This window comes from Melaminivora jejuensis, assembly GCF_017811175.1.
Lineage (GTDB): Bacteria > Pseudomonadota > Gammaproteobacteria > Burkholderiales > Burkholderiaceae_C > Melaminivora > Melaminivora jejuensis.
On sequence record NZ_JACWIJ010000002.1, the window covers coordinates 3,257,595 to 3,277,500 of the forward strand.

Genomic DNA, 19,906 nt, shown 5'->3' on the forward strand with positions numbered 1-19,906 from the left:
CCGTGAGACCCAGCGTCGTCAGCGCGGATGTCCTGTTCGAGGAGTTCCGCGCCCTGCTGCAGTGGCGCTGGATCGCTGGCAAGGGTGCCCCTGAGCGCCGCTTCACCGAAGTGGCGGTGCGCGCCGCGCGCTCCAGCGCCGATCTGGTCGGCTACCTGAACTACATCCATCCGTACCGCGCGCAGATCATGGGCGAGCGCGAAATCGCCTACCTGTGCAACGGCTCGCACGAGGATTGCCAGCGGCGCATCGCGCGCATCGTCACGCTGGAGCCGCCAGTGCTGGTGCTGGCCGATGGCCAGGAGGCGCCGCAGGAATTGCTGTCGATGTGCGAGCGCGCGCAGATCCCGTTGTTTGCCACGCAGGAATCCGCCGCCTTCGTGATCGACGTGCTGCGCACCTTCCTGTCCAAGCACTTCGCCGAGCGCACCACCATGCATGGCGTGTTCATGGACATCCTGGGCCTGGGGGTGCTGATCACGGGCGAATCCGGCTTGGGCAAGAGCGAGCTGGGCCTGGAGCTGATCTCGCGCGGCAACGGACTGGTGGCCGACGACGCGGTCGATCTGTACCGCATTAACCAGACCACCATCGAAGGCAAGTGCCCCGACCTGCTGCAGAACCTGCTGGAAGTGCGCGGCATCGGCCTGCTGGACATCCGCACCATCTTTGGCGAGTCGGCGGTGCGCCGGCGTATGCGCCTCAAGCTCATCGTGCATCTGGTGCGCAAGGAGACGCTGGAGCGCGACTACGAACGCCTGCCGGCGGCGCCGCTGACGCAGGATGTGTTGGGTGTGCCGGTGCTCAAGGTCATCATCCAGGTCGTGGCCGGGCGCAACATCGCCGTGCTGGTCGAGGCGGCGGTGCGCAACACCATCCTGCAGCTGCGCGGCATCGATACCTATCAGGAATTCCTGGAGCGCCACCGCCGGGCCATGGAGCGCGGCGGCAGCGACTGACGCCACGTCGCTTCCTGGAGTTCAATCCCCCGGCGCGTCAGGCCGCGTCCTTGGCCACGCACTTGGCGCAGTGCCCGTACAGCGCCATGGCGTGGTCATGCACCACCCAGCCCTTGCCCTGGGCGATCAGGTTCTGGCGCTTTTCGATCTCGGGGTCGTAGAACTCCTCCACCCGACCGCAGCCGGTGCAGATGAAGTGGTCGTGGTGCTGGCCCTCGTTGAGTTCGTAGATGGCCTTGCCGCCCTCGAAATTGCTGCGGATCAGGATGCCGGCCTGCTCGAACTGCGTCAGCACCCGATAGACCGTGGCCAGGCCGATGTCCGAGCGCTCATCGAGCAGCACGCGAAACACATCCTCGGCGGTCATGTGGCGCTGCGCGCCGCTTTGGAAGATCTCCAGGATCTTCAGGCGCGGCAAAGTGGCTTTCAGACCGGTGCTTTTGAGTTCTTCGATGTTCTGATTCATAAGGCAAAAGCTCCTGACAAGCTGCGCGCAAGGCCCTGAAAATCCTGCCGCTACAATGATTCGGATCATAGTCTTTCAGCCTTTTGCCATGCTTGTTGCCGCCCATTGGCTCACCCGCTGCGCTGCCGTCCTCCTGCTTGCCGCCACTGCAGCCGGCTGTGCGGACACGGCGCACCGCATGGTCAGCGCCGTCACCCCCTACAAGGTCGAAGTGGTGCAGGGCAACTTCATCTCCCGCGAGCAGGTCGCCGCGCTGCAGCCCGGCATGGGCCGCCAGCAGGTGCGCGACATCCTGGGCACGCCGCTGATGGCCAGCGTGTTCCACGCCGACCGCTGGGAATACGTCTTCTCCCTCAAGCGCCCGGGCCTGGAGGCGCAGTCGCGCCGCCTGACGGTGTTCTTCAAGGACAACGTGCTGGAGCGCACCGAGGGCGACGAGATGCCCAGCGAAGCCGAGTTCGTCGCCTCGCTGTCGTCCAAGGTCGGCCAGCCCAAGGTGCCGCAGCTCGAAGCCACCGAGGCGCAGCTCGCACGCTTCCCGGCCAGGCCAGCCCCGGCAGCGCCGCTGGATGCCCAGCCGCCCGCCGCTGCGCCGGCCACGCATTACCCGCCGCTCGAAACTCCGCGCCGCTGACGCCGCGCCCGCGTGCTGCCCGCCGCCGGCCCGTGGCCAGCCCCTGCACCGTTCTTGCCTTGCCTGAATCCATGACTGCTGCCTCCTCCTCTTTCTCCACCCCCGCCGCGTAGCCGTAGCCGGCGCCAGCGGGCGCATGGGCCGCATGTTGATCGAGGCCATCCTGGCCAGCGGCGACCTGCAGCTGGCCGGCGCGCTGGATGTGGCCGGCAGCCCGGCCATGGGCCAGGACGCTGCTGCCTTCCTGGGACAAAACACTGGCGTGGCCATCACCGCCGACCTGCGCGCCGGCCTGGCCGATGCCGATGTGCTGATCGATTTCACCCGCCCCGAAGGTACGCTGGCGCACGCGGCAGTGTGTACCGAACTGGGCGTGCAGATGGTCATCGGCACCACCGGCTTTTCCGAGGAGCAAAAGCGCCAGCTGCAGCAGGCCGCTGAAACCATCGCCCTGGTGCTGGCACCCAACATGAGCGTGGGTGTCAACGTCACGCTCAAGCTGCTGCAGCAGGCCGCGCGCGCTCTCGACGACAGCTACGACATCGAGGTCATCGAAGCGCACCACAAGCACAAGGTGGATGCGCCCTCGGGTACGGCGCTGAAGATGGGCGAGGTCATCGCCCAGGCCCAGGGCACGCGCCTGGCCGACCGGGCCGTCTATGAGCGCTACGGCCATACCGGCGAGCGCAAGAGCGGCAGCATCGGCTTTGCCACCGTGCGCGGCGGCGACATCGTGGGCGACCACACGGTGCTGTTCGCCGGCACCGGCGAGCGCCTGGAGATCACGCACAAGTCCAGCAGCCGCGCCGGCTACGCCCAGGGCAGCCTGCGCGCCGTGCGCTTCCTGGCCGGCCAGCGCTCGGGCATGTACGACATGTTCGACGTGCTTGGACTGCAGGACTGACGGGCCGGACGAATCTGCATATGGACGCCCTGCAGTGGCTGCGCCAGGGCGATGCCGTCACCCAAGGCACGGCAGCGCTGCTGCTGGCGATGTCGGTGGCCAGCTGGGTCGCCATCCTGTGGAAGCTGCACCTGACCGGGCGCGCCCGCGCCGACGTGCCGCGCGCCACCGCCGCCTTCTGGCAGACCGCCACGCTGGCCGAGGCGCCGGCGCGGGTCGGCCTGTTCGACCGCGCCAGCCTGCTGCTGCCCTTGGTGCAGGCTGCCGCCCGCGTTGCCGCGCCCGAGTCTGCCAGCGCTGCTCCCGCGCTGGCCGGCCAGGGCGGCCTGGATCAGCGCCTGACGCGCCAGCTGCGTGATGCCCTGCACGGCGTGCTGATGCGCCTGCAATGGGGCCAGGTGCTGCTGGCCACCGTGGGTGCGACTGCCCCCTTCGTCGGCCTGTTGGGCACCGTCTGGGGTATCCACCACGCGCTGGCAGCGCTGGCCGGCAGCCAGCAGATCACCATCGAGCGCCTGGCCGGCCCGGTGGGCGAGGCCCTGGTCATGACCGCCGCCGGCCTGGCCGTGGCAATACCTGCCGTGCTGGCCTACAACTGGTTTGGTCGCACGATTGCCAATGTCGAAGCCGAACTCGAAGGCTTCGCCCACGACCTGCGCGCCCTGGTGCTGGACGCAGGCGGGTGCGGTGCCAGCGCCGGCGCCGAAGGCTGATACAGGGCGGGCATGGCCTTCGGACGCCTGCAACGCCCGCGCGGTGACAAGCCCATGAGCGACATCAACGTCACCCCGCTGGTGGACGTGATGCTGGTGCTGGTGGTCATCTTCATCCTGTCGGCGCCGCTGCTGGCAAGTTCGCTGCGCCTGCAGTTGCCAGTTGCGCAGCAGGCGCAGCCGGGCGCGGGCGCTGGCGTGCTTGCCGTGGCACTCGACGCCCAGGGGCAGTTGTCCGTCGATGGGCAAGACCTTGCGCCAGAGGCGCTGGCCGAACGACTCCAGGCCGCCGCTGCCCGCCAGCCCGGCTTGGAAGTCCAGCTCCATGCCGACGCCGCCGTGCCCTACGGCCAGATCGTGCGGATCATCGATGCCGCGCGTGCTGCGGGGCTGCAGCGCATCGCCTTTGCTGCCCAGGCTGCTCAGGACGTGCCCAGAGAGCGTGAATAGGACACAGCCGGCTGGCGGGCGGGTTTTTTGCCCTGGAAGCGACCAAAGAACCGCCCCAGCAGCGAGGTGCTGTGCTCCTCGGCATGAAACTGCTGGGTGTAGCGCCGATCTTCGACCAGGATATGGTTGGCCAGCCAGTCGCGCAGGAAGTGCAGCAGCTCCAGGCTGGGGCGCTGGCCGTGCAGGATCTTGTTCTTTTCATCGACGATCTTTTGCACGAAGCGCCGGTGCAGCGCCACATGGGCGTCGAAATGCGGGTAGCCGATGCCGCGCATGAACATCTCTTCTTCGGTGAAATGCTGCACGGTGTAGTGCTCCAGTTCCTGGAGCACCTGGGCCATTTCCGCCAAAGCGGCGTTGCTCACGATGCCCGCCCACAGGCGGTTCATGATGTCGAACAGCGTCTTGTGCTGGGCATCGATTTCTTCCAGGCCAAGGGCGTAGTCGTCTTGCCAGGTGACGAGTGAGGCTGCAAGAGTCATGGGGCGGTTGTCTCTGTGTTTTGATAGTTGCGATGGTCATGGCCGGTATCCTGCCCAGCCTGGATACACAAATTAATATCGTGGCTGTGACTTTGGAGGTTGCGCTCCGCTGGCGCCGTCTTGACCATCTGCCGGTCTCGTGCGCAAGGGATGGCGCCCGCCGGCAGTGCCCGCAGCCGCCAGAAATGCCCTGCAGGCCAAGCGCCTAAAATGCACCGCCTGCCTGGAGCGCCAGCGCCCAGGCTGCCCTTTCAGCCGTACTCCCGCCCATGCAAGATAAATACAGCCCCGCCGAGGTGGAGCGCGCCGCGCACGCCCATTGGAATGCCCGCGACGCCTACCGTGTGACCGAGGACGCCTCCCGCCCAAAGTTCTACGCCTGCTCCATGCTGCCCTATCCCAGCGGCAAGCTGCACATGGGCCACGTGCGCAACTACACCATCAACGACATGCTCACGCGCCAGTTGCGCATGTCGGGCTACAACGTCCTGATGCCCATGGGCTGGGACGCTTTCGGCCTGCCGGCGGAAAACGCTGCGCTCAAGAACAAGGTGCCGCCGGCGCAGTGGACGTGGGACAACATCGCCTACATGAAGCGCCAGATGCAGGCCATGGGCCTGGCCATCGACTGGAGCCGTGAGATCGCCACCTGCGACCCCGCTTACTACAAGTGGAACCAGTGGCTGTTCCTGAAGATGCTGGAGCGTGGCATCGCCTACCGCAAGACCCAGGTCGTGAACTGGGATCCGGTCGATCAGACCGTTCTGGCCAATGAGCAGGTCATCGACGGCAAGGGTTGGCGCACCGGCGCGCCTGTCGAGAAGCGCGAAATCCCCGGCTACTACCTCAAGATCACCGACTACGCCCAGGAGCTGCTCGACCACGTGCAGCTCGGCAACGACAAGGCGACGCTGACCGGCTGGCCCGACAAGGTGCGGCTGATGCAGGAAAACTGGATTGGCAAATCCAGCGGCGTGCGCTTTGCCTTCACGCACGACATCCGGGGCGCGGATGGTGCGCCCATCCAGGATGGCCGCATGTACGTCTTCACCACCCGCGCCGACACCATCATGGGCGTGACGTTCTGCGCCGTCGCGCCCGAGCATCCACTGGCGCTGCACGCGGCAGCCGGCAACCCGCAGCTGGCCGCCTTCATCGAGGAATGCAAGAAGGGCGGTACCACCGAGGCGGAACTGGCCGCCCGCGAGAAATCCGGCCTGCCCACCGGCCTGTCCGTGACGCATCCCCTGACCGGCGAGCAAATCCCCGTCTGGGTCGGCAACTACGTGCTGATGGGCTATGGCGACGGCGCCGTCATGGGCGTGCCGGCGCACGACGAGCGCGACTTCGCCTTCGCCCTGAAATACCGCCTGCCCATCAAGCAAGTCATCCTGGTCGATGGCGAAACCTTCGACTTCCACAACTGGCAGGACTGGTACGCCGACAAGGCCAGCGGCGTGACCATCAACTCGGACAACTTCAGCGGCCTGAGCCACCAGGACGCCGTGGCCGCCGTGGCCCGCGCGCTGCAGGCCAAGGGCCTGGGCGAGCTGAAAACCACCTGGCGCCTGCGCGACTGGGGCATCTCGCGCCAGCGCTACTGGGGCACGCCGATCCCCATCATCCACTGCGCGGACTGCGGCGCCCAGCCCGTGCCCGAAAAAGATCTGCCCGTGGTGCTGCCCGAAGGCCTGGTGCCCGATGGCTCGGGCAACCCGCTCATCAAGAGCGAGGAATTCCATGCCGGCGTGACCTGCCCATGCTGCGGCAAAGCCGCGCGGCGCGAGACCGACACCATGGACACCTTCGTGGACTCGTCGTGGTACTTCATGCGCTACTGCGACGCGGGCAACCACGAGCAGATGGTGGGCAGCGGCACCGACTACTGGATGCGCGATGCCAACAATGCCACTGGCGGCAGCGGCATGGATCAATACATCGGCGGCATCGAGCACGCCATCCTGCACCTGCTGTATGCGCGCTTCTGGACCAAGGTCATGCGCGACCTGGGCCTGGTCAAGGTCGATGAGCCCTTCACCCGGCTCCTCACCCAGGGCATGGTGCTCAACCACATCTACAGCCGGCGCACGGCGCGCGGCGGCAAGGAATACTTCTGGCCGCACGATGTCGAGCACATCACCGACGAGTCCGGCAAGAGCATCGGCACGCGGCTGAAGAACGCCGTCGAGAGCGCCGATGGCCTGCTGCCCGTGGGCACGCCCATCGACTACGAGGGCGTGGGCACCATGTCCAAGTCCAAGAACAACGGCGTCGATCCGCAGGACTTGATCGAGCGCTACGGCGCCGACACCGCGCGGCTGTACACCATGTTCACCTCGCCGCCCGAGCTGACGCTGGAGTGGAACGATGCCGCCGTCGAGGGCAGCCACCGCTTCCTGCGCCGCGTGTGGAACTTCGGCGTGCGGCTGGCCGCCATCGACCGCGAGGCCGCCCTGGCCAGCGTGGCCGGCGCCACCAGCCTGGCTGGCGTGAGCTTCGGCCCGGCGGCGCGTGCGCTGCGGCTGGAGATCCACACCGTGCTCAAGCAAGTCAACTACGACTACCAGCGAATGCAATACAACACCGTGGTGTCGGGCTGCATGAAGATGATCAACGCGCTGGAGGACTTCAAGGCCCACGGCGACGCCGGCGCGCAGGTCGCGCTGATCGAGGGCTTTGGCATCCTGCTGCGCGTGCTGTACCCGGCCACGCCGCACATCACCCATGCGCTGTGGCAGGAGCTGGGCTATGCCGGCGCCCTGGGCGACCTGCTGGACGCCCCCTGGCCGCAGGTCGATCCGGACGCCCTGGTGCAGGACGAGCTGGAGCTGGTGCTGCAGGTCAACGGCAAGCTGCGCGGCGCGCTGCGCGTACCGGCCAGCGCCGACAAGGCGGCCATCGAGCAGGCGGCGCTGGCGTCGGCGGAGTTCGAGAAATTCTCCGAAGGCCGCCCCGCGAAAAAAGTCGTGGTCGTGCCGGGCCGCCTGGTCAACATCGTGGTCTGAGGGCTTCACGAGCGCTGCGGTGGCCCCGCACAACGAACGCCCAACCCACAACCTCCCCAGTCCATGCACAAGCGCACCCTGCTCCTGGCCACCCTCGGCACTGCCGCTGCGGCAACGCTGTCCGCCTGCGGCTTTCGCCTGCGCGGCGTGCCGCACCTGGCGTTTTCCTCGCTGTACGTGCAGGCCCCCGCCGGCTCGGGCGTTGCGCGTGAATTGATCCGCACGCTGCAAAGCGTCAACGCGGGCCTGAACCTGCTGACCGAGCCGGCGCAACTGCCCCAGGCGCAGGTCGTGCTGGACATCCTGTCCGAGGCGCCCGAGCGCGTCATCGTCGGCCAGAGCGCCACCGGCCAGGTGCGCGAGCTGCAACTGCGCCTGCGCCTGCGCTTTCGCCTGCGCGACCAGGCCGGGCAGGAGTGGATCGCCCCGACCGAAATCGTGCAGACGCGCGATGTCAGTTACAGCGAGACCATCGCCCTGTCCAAGGAGGGCGAGGAGGCTTTGCTGTTCCGCAACATGCAGACCGACCTGGTGCAGCAGCTCATGCGGCGCCTGGCGACGGTCAAGGGGCCGCTGCGGCAGTGAAAAATTCGATAGCTGCTCGCGCTTCTTCCACGCCGGCCAAAAGCCTTTCCTCCTGCTCCCTCCCCCCTGGGGGAGGGCTGGGGTGGGGGCCAGCGGCGCTGGCTTGTCCCCTGCGGCACGCCAGCGCCAGCCGGCCCCCATCCCCGCCTTCCCGCAATGGGGCAAGGAGTAGGGACGGCCATGCACCTGCCCCTGCCCCAGCTCCCCGCCCACCTGCAAAAAGGCCCGCTGCGCCCCCTGTATGTGCTGCACGGCGACGAGCCGCTGTTGCAGCAGGAGGCGCAAGACGCCATCCGCGCCGCCGCCCGCGCGCAGGGCTACACCGAGCGCTCAAGCTTCACCGTCGCCGGCGCGCATTTCGACTGGAGCGCCGTGCTGGCCGCCGGCGGCTCGCTGTCGCTGTTTGCCGAGCGGCAGATCGTCGAAGTCCGCATCCCCGGCGGCAAGCCCGGCAAGGACGGCTCGGCCGCGCTGCAGCAGATCGCCGCCAGCGCCCCCGGCAACGACGCCCTGCTCACCCTCATCAGCCTGCCGCGCCTGGACAAGGCCACGCGCACCAGCGCCTGGTTCACGGCCCTGGAGGGCGCCGGCGCCGCCATCCAGATCGACCCCGTCGAGCGCGCCCAGCTGCCCGCCTGGATCGCCCAGCGCCTGGCCGCCCAGGGCCAGCGCGTGCCGCCGGGCGAGGCCGGCCAGCGCACGCTGCAATTTTTTGCCGACCGGGTCGAGGGCAACCTGCTGGCCGCGCACCAGGAGATCAGCAAACTGGCCCTGCTGCACCCGCCGGGCGAGCTGCCGGGTGGCGCAGTCGAAGCCGCCGTGCTCAACGTTGCGCGCTACGACGTGTTCAAGCTGTCCGAAGCCGTGCTGGCCGGCCAGGTGCTGCGCGTGCAGAAAATGCTCGACGGCCTGGAGGCCGAGGGCACGGCGGCTGTGCTGGTGCATTGGACGCTGGCCGAGGACATCCGCGCGCTCAAGCGCTGCAAGGACGCCCTGGCCGCCGGCAAACCCCTGCCCGTGGCGCTGCGCGAAAACCGCATCTGGGGCGCCAGGGAGCGCGCCTTTGCCCACCTCCTGGGCCGCGCCAGCGACGCGCAGCTGACGCGCCTGCTGCAAGCGGCGCATCAGGTGGATGGCATTGTCAAGGGTCTGAAAGTGCCCGACTGGCCGCAGGATGCCTGGCAGGCGCTGGCCCGGCTGGCGCTGCAGGTGGCCCGGCTGGCGCGCTGAGTGCGGCTGAACGAGGCTCCCATGACCGGCGCGACCAGTCGGCTTTCGGCTCCCTCGCCCCTTGGGGGAGAGGGTGGGGGTGAGGGGGTGAAACGGGCGCGGCGGCGGCTGGGGACGCGGGCCACGCCAGCAGCGCATCGCGGCATTCGATCTGCTCCAGCGGCTCCAGCACCGGGTTGGTCTTGGGCGGGTAGCCGTGGGCGATGCGCCACTGGATTTCGCCGATCCACAGCGACACGCGCGCCAGCTCGGCAGCGTATTCATTGAGCTCGATGCCCAGCATGTTGTGTACGCCGGTGACCAGATCCTGCTCGCGATCCAGCCCGAGGTCGGCAGCGGCGGTGATGGTGAGCAGCTCCACGTCCTTGAGCGCCTTCAGGCCCAGAAACAAAAAATTGCCACTGCCGCAGGCCGGATCAAGCGCGCGGTAATTGCGCAGCACCTCCAGCCACTGCACGAAGCGGTTGTATGGTGGCAAACAGGCTGGCCAGGCCTTGCGTCAGGCGCTCGCTGGTGAGCTGGCGGTTGTTCACCAGGCGCTCGAACATGCGCGCCGGCAGCAGGCCCACGTCCTCGGCGAAGAAGCAAAACAGGCACTGCGTCAGAAAGTGCGCCACGACATCCGCATGGTGGCCGCGCCGGCGCAGTTGCTCGGCCAGAAGGGCGAAGCTGTGCGCGGCCTCTTCGGTGATGTCGCGGTTGGTCTGGCGCGGGCGAAAGCTCTCCGGGGCCAGCCACAGGCGGCGCAGCAGCTCGCAGCTGGCGGCCTGGTCGAGCTGGTCGATGCGCACGGTGTGCGTCTCGCTCGGGTGGCCGTTGAACTGGGTGTGGACGCGGATCGTCAGCCGGTCGCACACCACCAGCAGCGGCGGGTTGGCCAGCGCCAGGCTGTATTGCTGCAGCTGGCGCAGCGCGGCGTCGAGGTTCTTGCCGGGGGCCTTGTTCTCCCAGGCGAAGTGGTTGCGATAGAACACATCGGCATAGCCACGCGCCTCGCCCAGCACCAGGGAGCGGCGCTCGAACAGGTATTCATCGGCGGCCTCGGGGCTGCCGGGCTTGGGCACCTGCAGCAGCTCGCACAGGTCGAGAAAGTGGCTTTGCGCGCCCTGCTCCTCGTTCAGGTGGGCGCTGGAGCCGCCCGGCCCCCATTTGGCGATGAATTGGGCAGGGGTCATGGTGTGCGGAAATTCTTTTTTTGATAGCTGTCAGCGCTTGTCTGGTAAGGGCTGGAGCCGGATTTGATGCTTGTGGCGTGCCGGGTGTGGCGCTTCAGGCCGCATCCAGCGCCTGGCCGGCCCTGGCAACCCACTGGCCGACCGATTCGACCAGCGCGCCGTGGCTGAAGGAGCAGCAGCAGCCCTCGTCGGTGAAGGTGGCGCCGGCCTCCAGGCGGTCGAGCAGGTCGAGCAGCACCTGGCCATAGCGCGGCGGCAGGGCTTGCAGCAGGGCGGTGTGGGCGCGGGCGTGGCTCATGGCGGGTCGGGGGAGGTGGAGGCAGCGCAGGCCATCCCGGGTAATGGGTTGTCACAGCTGGCCGCGCTTCGCTTGTCTGCCCGGGGGACAAGGGCTGATTGTGTCCCGCATCGGGGGCGGGGCCAGCGGGGGAAGGGGCATGAGGGGGTGTGCGGTGGGTGTCAGGTGTTCGGCCCGGCCTGGGCCTGCAGCGCCGCCTCGGCCTTGCTGGCCCACTGCGTCAGCGCATCGACCAGTGCGCTGTGGCTGAACGAGCAGCTTTCCTCGGTGAACATGGCGCCGGCCTCCAGCCGGTCGAGCAGGCCCAGCAAGACCTCGCCATAGCGCGGCGGCAGGCTCTGGAGCAGTTCGCCCTGGGCGCGGGCGGCGGCGCTGAAGGCGTGGTTGCTGATGCGCTGGCCGGCCAGTTGCTGCAGGTCGGCGCGCAGGTTGTCGAGTTGGGTGCGGGCAAGGGCGTGGTTCATGGGCGCCAAGGGTAGCGCGCTGCGGCGCGCTGTCAGGAAGGGGCATGGCATCTGGGCCAGAATCGCGCCCCATGAACGCGCTCAATATCGCTGAATACACCCATACCCTTGGTTTGCAGGCAAAAGCGGCCTCAGCCCTTATGGCGCAAGCGCCAGCAGCTATCAAAAACAAAGCGTTGCTGGCCTTGGCCCGGCTGTTGCGCGCCAGTGGCGAGGCCCTGGCGGCGGCCAATGTGCAGGATCTGGAGCGCGCCCGCGCCGCCGGTCTGGCCGAGCCGATGGTCGATCGCCTCAAGCTCACGCCCAGGGTCATCGAGACCTGCGCCCAGGGCTGCGAGCAGCTGGCCGCTATGCCCGACATCATTGGCGAGGTGCAGGGCATGATGCAGCAGCCCAGCGGCATCCGCGTGGGCCGGATGCGCGTGCCCATCGGCGTGTTCGGCATGATCTACGAGAGCCGGCCCAATGTGACCATCGAGGCGGCCAGTCTGTCCATCAAGAGCGGCAATGCGGCGATTTTGCGCGGCGGCTCGGAGGCGATTGATTCCAACCGCGCGCTGGCGGCGCTGGTCACCCAGGCGCTGGCCGAGGCCGGCCTGCCCGAGCACGCGGTGCAGCTGGTGGCGACGACCGACCGCGCCGCCGTCGGCCAGCTGATCGCCATGCCCGAGTATGTGGACGTGATCATCCCGCGCGGCGGCAAGGGCCTGATCGAGCGCATCAGCGCGGAGGCCAAGGTGCCGGTCATCAAGCACCTGGACGGCAACTGCCATACCTATGTCGATGACCCCTGCGACCTCGACATGGCGGTGCAGGTGGCCGACAACGCCAAGACCAGCAAGTACAGCCCCTGCAATGCCACCGAGAGCCTGCTGGTGGCGCGCGGCGTGGCGGGGGATTTTTTGCCCAGGATCGGCGCCGTCTATGCCGCCAAGGGCGTGCAGATGCGCGCTTGCCCCGAGGCGCTGGCCATCCTGCGCGCCAGCGTGCCGGGCGCCGATCTGGCCGAGGCCAGCGAGCACGATTGGAGCGAGGAATACCTGGCGCCCATCATCAGCGTCAAGGTGGTGGCGGGGCTGGATGAGGCCATTGCCCACATCAACCGCTTCGGCAGCCACCACACGGATGCCATCCTGACGCGCGACCATATGCACGCTCAGCGCTTTCTGCGCGATGTGGATTCGGCCAGTTGCATGGTGAATGCCAGCACGCGCTTTGCCGATGGCTTCGAGTACGGCCTGGGCGCGGAGATCGGCATCAGCACGGACAAGTTCCACGCCCGCGGGCCGGTGGGCATCGAGGGGCTGACCTCGCTCAAATGGGTGGTGCTGGGCGAGGGCGACGTGCGCCTGTGAGGCGCCCGCAAGCCTATGCCGCAGGCCTTGAAAATCATCATCCTGGGCGCGGGCCGGGTCGGCCAGAGCGTGGCCGAGAGCCTGGTGTCGGAGAAGAACGACATCACCGTGATCGACACCGATGCGCGCCGCCTGCGCGAGCTGCAGGAGCGCCATGACCTGCGCGGGTGGTCGGCAATGGCATCGACCCGGCGGTGTTGCTGGATGCGGGGGCGCGCGACACGGATTTGCTGATTGCCTGCGCCGCGCAGGATGAGACCAATCTGGTGTGCTGCAAGGTGGCGCAACTGGTGTTCAACATCCCGACGCGCATCGCGCGCGTGCGCTCGTCGGGGTTTGCCTTTGCCGGCGACGATGCGCTGCTGGGCAAGGAGGGCTTTGGCGTCGATCGCATCATCTGCCCGGAAGAATCGCTCACGCGCTACATCGGCAAGCTGGTGCAGTACCCCGAGGCGCTGCAGGTGCGCGAGTTTGCCGGCGGGCGGGCCTGCCTGGTGTCGGTGCGCGCGCGCGCCGGCGCGCCCCTGACCGGGATGCAGATTGCCACCATGCGCGAGCGGGCGCCGGATGTGGCGATGCGCATCGTGGCCATCTACCGGCGCTTTGCCGATGAGCCCGATCGCTTCTTGCCCTGCGATGGCGCAACGCGCGTGGAGCCGATGGATGAGGTCTTCGTGCTGGCTGGGCGCGAGCGGGTGGCGCAGATCCTGTCGGCGCTGCATTGCCGCAATGGCCAGCCGACGCGGCCGGTGCGCCGCGTCATGATCGCCGGCGGCGGGCGCGTGGGCCTGCGCCTGGCGCGCCAGCTGGCGCACGAGCAGCGCTTTCACATCAAGGTGCTGGAAGAAGATGCCGAGCGCTGCATGGTGCTGGCCTCGGAGCTGCCGCCCGAGGTACTGGTGCTGCAGGGCGATGCCACGGACGAGGATTTGCTGGGCGGCGAGGGCATCGAGGAGGTCGATCTGTTCCTGGCCCTGACCGATGACGACGAGGACAACATCATGGCCTGCCTGCTGGCCAAGAAGATGGGCGCGCGCCGGGTGCTGGCGCTGATCAACCGGCGCAGCTACGCCGACCTGATGCACGGCACGCAGATCGACATTGCCCTGTCGCCGGCGCAGGCCATGCTGGGCGAGTTGCTGGCCTTTGTGCGCCGGGGCGATGTGCAGGCCGTACACAGCCTGCGCCGGGGCGTGGCCGAGGCGCTGGAGATCGTGGCGCGGGGCGATCGCAAGACCTCGCGCGTGGTGGGCCGGCGCGTGGAGGAGATCCGCCTACCGGCGGAAGTCCACATGGGCCTGATCGTGCGCGGCCTGCCCGATCCGCTGGCACCGGCGGCGACGGCGCCCGGGGCGGTGGATGCGCCACCGGCGGGGGAGCCGCAGGTCATCATCCCGCGCAGCAGCACGGTGATCGAGAGCAACGACCATGTGGTGTTTTTCCTGCCGCACAAGCGCCTGGTGCGCGATGTCGAGCGGCTGTTTCGCGTCAGCGCGACGTTTTTCTGACGCCCTGGGCGTTGGGCTTCTTCCCGCTTCTTTTTTCTTTTCCCTACATGTCCGACCTGCTGCCCGTCCTGCGCGTGCTCGGCGCCCTGCTGGGCATGTTCGCGCTGTCGCTGGGCGTGCCGCTGGCGGCCTCGCTGTGGGCCGGCGAGCGCCTGTGGCACGAGTACGCGCTGGCCATCAGCGTGACGCTGGGCTTTGCCGCGCTGCTGTGGTGGGGCCTGCGTGAGCACCGGCGCGAGTTGCTGCCGCGCCACGGCGTGCTGCTGGTGTCGCTGGTGTGGCTGGTCACGCCGTTTTTTGCCGCGCTGCCGCTGCTGCTGGTCATGCACGAGATCGACCGGCCCATGTCCTTCACCCATGCGTATTTCGAGGCGGTGTCGGGGCTGACGACCACCGGCTCGACGGTGCTGGCGCAGCTCGATGCGCTGCCGCTGTCGGTGAACATGTGGCGCACCTTCATGCAGTGGGTCGGCGGCATGGGCATCCTGATCCTGGCGGTGGCCATCTTGCCGGTGCTGGGCGTGGGCGGCAGCCAGTTGTTCAAGGCCGAGGCGGCCGGGCCGGTCAAGGACACCAAGCTGACGCCGCGCATGACCGAGACGGCCAAGGGCCTGTGGGGCGTGTACGTGCTGTTTTCGCTGGCCTGCGCGCTGGCCTACTGGCTGGGCGGCATGACGCCGCCGGACGCCATCATGCACATGTTCGCCACCGTGAGCCTGGGCGGGCTGTCGCCGCATGACGCGAGTTTTGGCTACTTCGCCTCGCCGCTGCTGGAAGCCATCTGCCTGGTCTTCATGCTGGCGGCGAGCTGCAATTTCGCGCTGTATTTCGTGGCCATCCGCAAGGGGCACTGGGGGGCTTTTGGTGCGACGAGGAGGTGCGTGCGACCTTGACCGCGCTGATCGGCGGCGGCCTGCTGGTGGCGCTGCTGCTGTGGCTCAAGGGCATGTACGAGCCGCTGCAGGCGCTGCGCCTGGGGCTGTTCCATGTGGTGTCGGTGGCGACGACGACGGGCTATGCGACGACCGACTACCTGGCCTGGCCGGTGTTTGCGCCGGTCTTCATGCTGTTGCTGTCGGGCGTGGCGACCAGCGCCGGCTCCACGGGCGGGGGCATCAAGATGGTGCGGATGCTGATCTTGCTCAAGCAGGCGCGGCGCGAGATGACGCGCACCGTACACCCGCGCGCCGTGCAGCCGCTGCGCCTGGGCACGCGCGTGGTGGAGAGCCGCATGGTGTTTTCCGTGCTGGCTTTCATGCTGATGTATGGCGCGACGGTGCTGACCCTGAGCATGGTGCTGCTGCTGACCGACCTGGACATGGTGACGGCGTTTTCCGCCGTGTTGGCCAGCGTCCATTGCACCGGCCCGGGCCTGGGCCTGCTGGGGCCGGCGTCCAACTACGCGGTGCTGACGGATTTCCAGTTGTGGGTCTGCACGCTGGGGATGCTGCTGGGGCGGCTGGAGATCCTGAGCTTTATGGCGCTGCTGACGCCGGCGTTCTGGCGGCGCTGAGGCGGCCTGTGCGCCAGGCAGGCGCGAGGGAAAAATGCGTACAGGCAGGACGCAGGCCCATCCCTACAATGGCCCGTTTCGCTTGACGCAACAGCAGGGCTTTGAATGGTTCCGCATCTCATCACCGCGCTCGCCGGCCCGATCAACGAGCTGGAGCAGCGCATCCTGGACTCCATGCCAGCTATTGAGCGCTGGTTCCGCCTGGAGTGGATGGAGCACACGCCGCCGTTCTACGCTTCGGTGGACATCCGCAATGCCGGCTTCAAGCTGGCGCCGGTGGATACCAATCTGTTCCCCGCGGGCTGGAACCACCTGACGGACGACATGCTGCCGCTGGCGGTGCAGGCGACCATGGCGGCCATCGAGAAGATCTGCCCGGAGGCGCGCAATCTGCTGATCGTGCCGGAGAACCACTCGCGCGGCACTTCCTACCTGGCCAACATCGCGCAGCTGGTGCGCATCTTCAACATGGCCGGGCTGCATGTGCGCGTGGGCTCCATCGACCCGGACGTGAAGAAGGCCACCACCATTGCCCTGCCGCATGGCGAGCAGGTGGTGCTGGAGCCGGCGCTGCGCACGCGCCACCGCCTGGGCCTGAAGTATTTCGACCCGTGCACCATCTTGCTCAACAACGACCTGTCCGCCGGGGCGCCGGGCATCCTGGAGGAGCTGTACGAGCAGTACCTGCTGCCGCCGCTGCACGCCGGCTGGAGCGTGCGCAGAAAGAGCCGCCACTTCCAGTGCTACGAGGAGGTGGCCAAGCGCTTCGGCAAGATGCTGGGCATAGACCCGTGGCTGATCAACCCGCTGTTCGCGCGCGTGCCGGGCGTGGATTTCCAGGCCGATGCCGGGCTGGAGGGCCTGCGTGGCGCCGTGGATGCCACGCTGACCCGCGTGCGGCGCAAGTACAAGGAGTACGGCATCAACGAAAAGCCCTTCGTGCTGGTCAAGGCCGACAACGGCACCAGCGGCATGGGCATCATGACGGTGCGCGATGTGCGCGAGCTGGACAACCTCAGCCGCAAGGCGCGCACGGCGATGACGCAGCTCAAGGATGGCCTGGCCGTCCACGACGTCATCGTGCAGGAGGGCGTGCTGACGCAGGAGCGCGTGCATGAGGCGGTGGCCGAGCCGGTGGTCTATACCGTCGATCGCTATGTGGTCGGGGGCTTTTACCGGGTTCACGCCGAGCGCGGCACGGATGAGAACCTCAATGCTCCGGGGGCCAATTTCGTGCCGCTGGCTTTCGAGCACAGCACCCGGCTGCCCCAGCCCGGCGCCCGGCCCGGCGCCAGTGCGCCCAACCGCTTCTATATGTATGGCGTGATCGCCCGCCTGGCGACGGTGGCGGCCAGCTATGAGCTGGAGGCCACCGACCCCGAGGCCGAGGTGTACGACTGAAGCATTCGCCCGCCAGGCGCCGAAAGGCTGCTCATGCAAACCGGCAAATCCTCCCTGCCTGCACTGACGCTGGGCGCCGTCGGCATCGTCTATGGCGACATCGGCACCAGCGTGCTGTACACGCTCAAGGAGGTGTTCGGCACCGGCCATGTGCCATTCACGCCGGCCAATGTCTATGGCGTGCTGTCCATCGTCTTCTGGACGTTGACGCTCATCGTCTCGGTCAAGTACGTGACGCTGGTGCTGCGCGCCGACAACGAGGGCGAGGGCGGCCTGGTGGCCATGCTGGCGCTGGCCTCGCAGTTGGTGAAGGACAAGGCGCCGGGGCTGCGCAAGTGGATGCTCCTGATCGGCATTTTCGGCACCTGCCTGTTCTATGGCGATGGCGTCATCACGCCGGCCATCACGGTGCTGTCGGCGGTGGAGGGGCTGGATGTGGTCTCGCCGGCTTTGCGGCGCGCGGTCATCCCCCTGACGCTGGCGATTCTGTTCGTGCTGTTTGTGGTGCAGCGCCACGGCACGGCGGGCATAGGGCGTTTTTTCGGGCCGGTCATGGTGCTGTGGTTCATCTGCATCGCGGCGCTGGGGCTGTTCCACATCGCCGGGCAGCCGCAGATTCTGGCGGCGCTCGGCCCGCACCATGCGCTGGGCTTCATCTGGCGGCACCCGGGCATCAGCTTCATCATCCTGGGCGCGGTGGTGCTGTGCGTGACCGGGGCCGAGGCACTGTATGCCGACATGGGGCACTTTGGCCGCCAGCCGATCCGCATTGCCTGGTTTTCCGTGGTCATGCCGGCGCTGACGCTGAACTATTTCGGCCAGGGCGCACTGCTGCTGGCCAATCCCGAGGCGGTGAAGAATCCGTTTTTCATGCTGGCGCCCGAGTGGCTGATGCTGCCGCTGGTCGGCCTGGCCACGGTGGCGGCGGTGATTGCCTCGCAGGCGTTGATCTCGGGCGCCTTCAGCGTGACGCGCCAGGTCATCCAGCTGGGCTATCTGCCGCGCCTGAAGGTCTGCCACACCAGCACGCGCGACACCGGGCAGATTTATCTGCCCTTCGTGAACTGGGCGCTGTTTGCCATGATCGTGCTGGCGGTGGTGCTGTTTCGCTCGTCGTCCAACCTGGCGGCGGCCTACGGCATTGCGGTGACGCTGGATATGACCATCACCACGGTGCTCACCTTCTTCGTCGTGCGCTATGGCTGGAACTATCCGCTGGGACTGGTGCTGGCGGCCACGGCGTTCTTCCTGGCCATTGACCTGGCGTTCTTCGGCTCCAATCTGCTCAAGCTGCTCGACGGCGGCTGGTTCCCCATCCTGATCGGCGGCGCAGTGTTCGTGCTGATGACGACCTGGAAGGACGGGCGCGAGCTGCTGACGCAAACCCTGCGCCAGGATTCGGTCGATCTGAAGTCTTTCCTGGAGGCGGTCTTCATCAGTCCGCCGGCGCGCGTGGCCGGGACGGCAGTCTTCCTGACCGCGCAGCCGGGCATGGTGCCCAATGCGTTGATGCACAACCTCAAGCACAACAAGGTGCTGCACGAGCGCAACCTGTTCGTCACCGTACACAACCACGAGGTGCCGTGGATCGGCATGGAGCGGCGCCTGGAGGCTCGGCCGCTGGGGCGCAACTGCTGGCAGGTCATGGTGCATTACGGTTTCAAGAACGGGCCGGATCTGCCTCGGGCGCTGGCGCTGCTGCAGGGGCATGGCGTGGCGCTGGAGCCGATGGCGACCAGCTACTTCCTGTCGCGCGACATCGTCACGCCGACGCTGGGTTCGGGCCTGGCGCCTTGGCGCGAAAAACTCTTTGCCCACATGCACCACAGCGCCACGGCGGCAGCGGAGTTCCTGAACCTGCCCAGCAATGCGGTGGTGGAGCTTGGTTCGGTGGTGGAGATCTGAGGGTTTGTGGATTTCAAGCGTTTTTGGCCTCAAAGCCTTGTCCAGCAAGCGCTGCCAGCTATCAATAACGAAGTTCTGGCGGTCAGCATGGTTGCGCCGCTGGTGCCACAATCGCCCGCCATGCGCTTCTTCCGAGACTTGAGCCTGTCTGCCGCCACGGCGGGCTTCGTTGCCGTGCTGGTGGGTTTCACCAGTTCCGTGGCGCTGGTGTTTCAGGCGGCGCAGGCCTTCGGCGCGACGCCGGCGCAGATCACCTCGTGGATGTGGGCGCTGGGGCTGGGCATGGGGCTGTGCTCGCTGGTGCCCTCGCTCATCCTGCGCCAGCCGGTCATGGTGGCCTGGTCCACGCCGGGCGCTGCGGTGCTGGCAGCGGCAGCGGCGGGCGGCGCTTTTGGCATGGCCGAGGCGGTGGGTGCCTTCATCGCCTGCGCGCTCTTGATCGTGCTGTCGGGGGCGACGGGCTGGTTCGAACGCATCATGAACCGCATCCCGATGGAGATTGCCTCGGCGCTGCTGGCCGGCGTGCTGGCACGTTTTGGGATGCAGGCGTTTTCTGCGCTGCAGACGGCGCTGGGGCTGGTGCTGGCCATGCTGGGCACATATTTGCTGGCGCGCCGGCTGCTGCCGCGCTATGCGGTGGTGCTGACGCTGGCGGCTGGCGTCGCCTGGGCGGCGGTCGGCGGGCAGATGCAGTGGTCGGCCGTGCGGCTGGAGCTGGCGCAGCCGGTGTTCACCATGCCGGTGTTCACCTTCCCGGCCTTCATGAGTCTGGCCTTGCCTTTGTTCATCGTGACCATGGCCTCGCAGAACCTGCCGGGCGTGGCCGTCATGCGGGCCACGGGCTACCGGCTCCCGGTCT

The 19,906-nt window shown here is 67.7% G+C and carries 18 protein-coding genes and 2 pseudogenes (1 of these 20 running past the window's edge); 14 read left to right on the forward strand and 6 right to left on the reverse strand.

The window, feature by feature from the left end; genetic code table 11:
* Nucleotides 1-2 precede the first annotated feature (2 nt).
* A complete protein-coding gene (hprK, locus tag IDM45_RS15290) occupies nt 3-959 on the forward strand; it encodes an HPr(Ser) kinase/phosphatase (protein WP_209423606.1) in 957 nt (318 codons plus the stop codon).
* Nucleotides 960-996: 37 nt separating this feature from the next.
* Here the strand turns inward: hprK and fur are convergent, their stop codons facing one another.
* Nucleotides 997-1,425, reverse strand: coding sequence for a ferric iron uptake transcriptional regulator (fur, locus tag IDM45_RS15295; protein WP_209423607.1), 429 nt, complete (start codon nt 1,423-1,425; stop codon nt 997-999).
* Nucleotides 1,426-1,513: 88 nt separating this feature from the next.
* Between fur and IDM45_RS15300 the strand changes: the two genes are divergently transcribed.
* The 4 genes from IDM45_RS15300 (at nt 1,514) to IDM45_RS15315 (ending at nt 4,126) form a co-directional block, all read left to right on the forward strand.
* Complete coding sequence (locus tag IDM45_RS15300) at nt 1,514-2,059, forward strand: outer membrane protein assembly factor BamE (RefSeq protein ID WP_209423608.1); 546 nt, start codon at nt 1,514-1,516, stop codon at nt 2,057-2,059.
* Nucleotides 2,060-2,126: 67 nt separating this feature from the next.
* Entirely contained in the window at nt 2,127-2,963 is an 837-nt protein-coding gene (gene dapB, locus IDM45_RS15305) for a 4-hydroxy-tetrahydrodipicolinate reductase (protein WP_411828439.1), read from the forward strand.
* A 20-nt stretch (nt 2,964-2,983) separates the two neighbouring features.
* Nucleotides 2,984-3,676 carry a MotA/TolQ/ExbB proton channel family protein gene (locus IDM45_RS15310; protein WP_209423610.1) on the forward strand — a complete coding sequence of 231 codons (693 nt, stop codon included), beginning with the start codon at nt 2,984-2,986 and terminating at the stop codon, nt 3,674-3,676.
* A gap of 12 nt (nt 3,677-3,688) precedes the next feature.
* Entirely contained in the window at nt 3,689-4,126 is a 438-nt protein-coding gene (locus IDM45_RS15315; protein ID WP_209423611.1) for an ExbD/TolR family protein, read from the forward strand.
* Here the strand turns inward: IDM45_RS15315 and IDM45_RS15320 are convergent.
* Nucleotides 4,099-4,608 carry a bacteriohemerythrin gene (locus tag IDM45_RS15320; RefSeq protein ID WP_209423612.1) on the reverse strand — a complete coding sequence of 170 codons (510 nt, stop codon included), beginning with the start codon at nt 4,606-4,608 and terminating at the stop codon, nt 4,099-4,101. The genes IDM45_RS15315 and IDM45_RS15320 overlap by 28 nt on opposite strands.
* A 269-nt stretch (nt 4,609-4,877) precedes the next feature.
* Here IDM45_RS15320 and leuS point away from each other — a divergent pair, with 269 nt between their 5' ends.
* The 3 genes from leuS (at nt 4,878) to holA (ending at nt 9,428) form a co-directional block, all read left to right on the forward strand.
* On the forward strand, nt 4,878-7,613 hold the full coding sequence (gene leuS / locus IDM45_RS15325; RefSeq protein WP_209423613.1) for a leucine--tRNA ligase: 2,736 nt from the start codon (nt 4,878-4,880) through the stop codon (nt 7,611-7,613).
* Nucleotides 7,614-7,676: 63 nt separating this feature from the next.
* Nucleotides 7,677-8,198: an LPS-assembly lipoprotein LptE gene (locus IDM45_RS15330; RefSeq protein ID WP_209423614.1), complete on the forward strand. Its 522-nt coding sequence runs from the start codon at nt 7,677-7,679 to the stop codon at nt 8,196-8,198.
* Nucleotides 8,199-8,378: 180 nt separating this feature from the next.
* Entirely contained in the window at nt 8,379-9,428 is a 1,050-nt protein-coding gene (gene holA / locus IDM45_RS15335; RefSeq protein WP_209423615.1) for a DNA polymerase III subunit delta, read from the forward strand.
* On the opposite strand, the gene IDM45_RS15340 is transcribed toward holA, so the two are convergent.
* From IDM45_RS15340 to IDM45_RS15355, 4 genes are all read right to left on the reverse strand, one after another.
* A complete protein-coding gene (locus IDM45_RS15340) occupies nt 9,340-9,885 on the reverse strand; it encodes a class I SAM-dependent DNA methyltransferase (RefSeq protein WP_209423616.1) in 546 nt (181 codons plus the stop codon). The genes holA and IDM45_RS15340 overlap by 89 nt on opposite strands.
* Entirely contained in the window at nt 9,845-10,603 is a 759-nt protein-coding gene (locus IDM45_RS15345; protein ID WP_209423617.1) for a type IIL restriction-modification enzyme MmeI, read from the reverse strand. The genes IDM45_RS15340 and IDM45_RS15345 overlap by 41 nt, the downstream gene beginning before the upstream one ends.
* Nucleotides 10,604-10,697: 94 nt before the next feature.
* On the reverse strand, nt 10,698-10,901 hold the full coding sequence (locus IDM45_RS15350; RefSeq protein ID WP_209423618.1) for a hypothetical protein: 204 nt from the start codon (nt 10,899-10,901) through the stop codon (nt 10,698-10,700).
* A 161-nt stretch (nt 10,902-11,062) separates the two neighbouring features.
* Nucleotides 11,063-11,365 (reverse strand): hypothetical protein, encoded by a 303-nt coding sequence (locus IDM45_RS15355; RefSeq protein WP_209423619.1) that lies wholly within the window; start codon nt 11,363-11,365, stop codon nt 11,063-11,065.
* A 71-nt stretch (nt 11,366-11,436) separates the two neighbouring features.
* On the opposite strand from IDM45_RS15355, the gene IDM45_RS15360 reads away from it, so the two are divergent.
* The 6 genes and pseudogenes from IDM45_RS15360 to IDM45_RS15385 form a co-directional block, all read left to right on the forward strand.
* On the forward strand, nt 11,437-12,720 hold the full coding sequence (locus tag IDM45_RS15360; RefSeq protein ID WP_209423620.1) for a glutamate-5-semialdehyde dehydrogenase: 1,284 nt from the start codon (nt 11,437-11,439) through the stop codon (nt 12,718-12,720).
* A gap of 27 nt (nt 12,721-12,747) precedes the next feature.
* A pseudogene (trkA, locus tag IDM45_RS15365) lies at nt 12,748-14,228 on the forward strand (Trk system potassium transporter TrkA).
* Between the two features lie 47 nt (nt 14,229-14,275).
* A pseudogene (locus tag IDM45_RS15370) lies at nt 14,276-15,741 on the forward strand (TrkH family potassium uptake protein).
* A gap of 105 nt (nt 15,742-15,846) precedes the next feature.
* Nucleotides 15,847-17,142, forward strand: coding sequence for a glutamate--cysteine ligase (gshA, locus tag IDM45_RS15375; RefSeq protein ID WP_209423621.1), 1,296 nt, complete (start codon nt 15,847-15,849; stop codon nt 17,140-17,142).
* A gap of 33 nt (nt 17,143-17,175) precedes the next feature.
* Entirely contained in the window at nt 17,176-19,047 is a 1,872-nt protein-coding gene (locus IDM45_RS15380; protein ID WP_209423622.1) for a potassium transporter Kup, read from the forward strand.
* A 120-nt stretch (nt 19,048-19,167) separates the two neighbouring features.
* On the forward strand, nt 19,168-19,906 hold the 5' portion of the coding sequence (locus IDM45_RS15385) for a benzoate/H(+) symporter BenE family transporter (protein ID WP_209423623.1). It continues 527 nt past the right edge of the window; only the first 739 of its 1,266 coding nucleotides appear in the window; the start codon lies at nt 19,168-19,170; its stop codon lies off the right edge, out of view.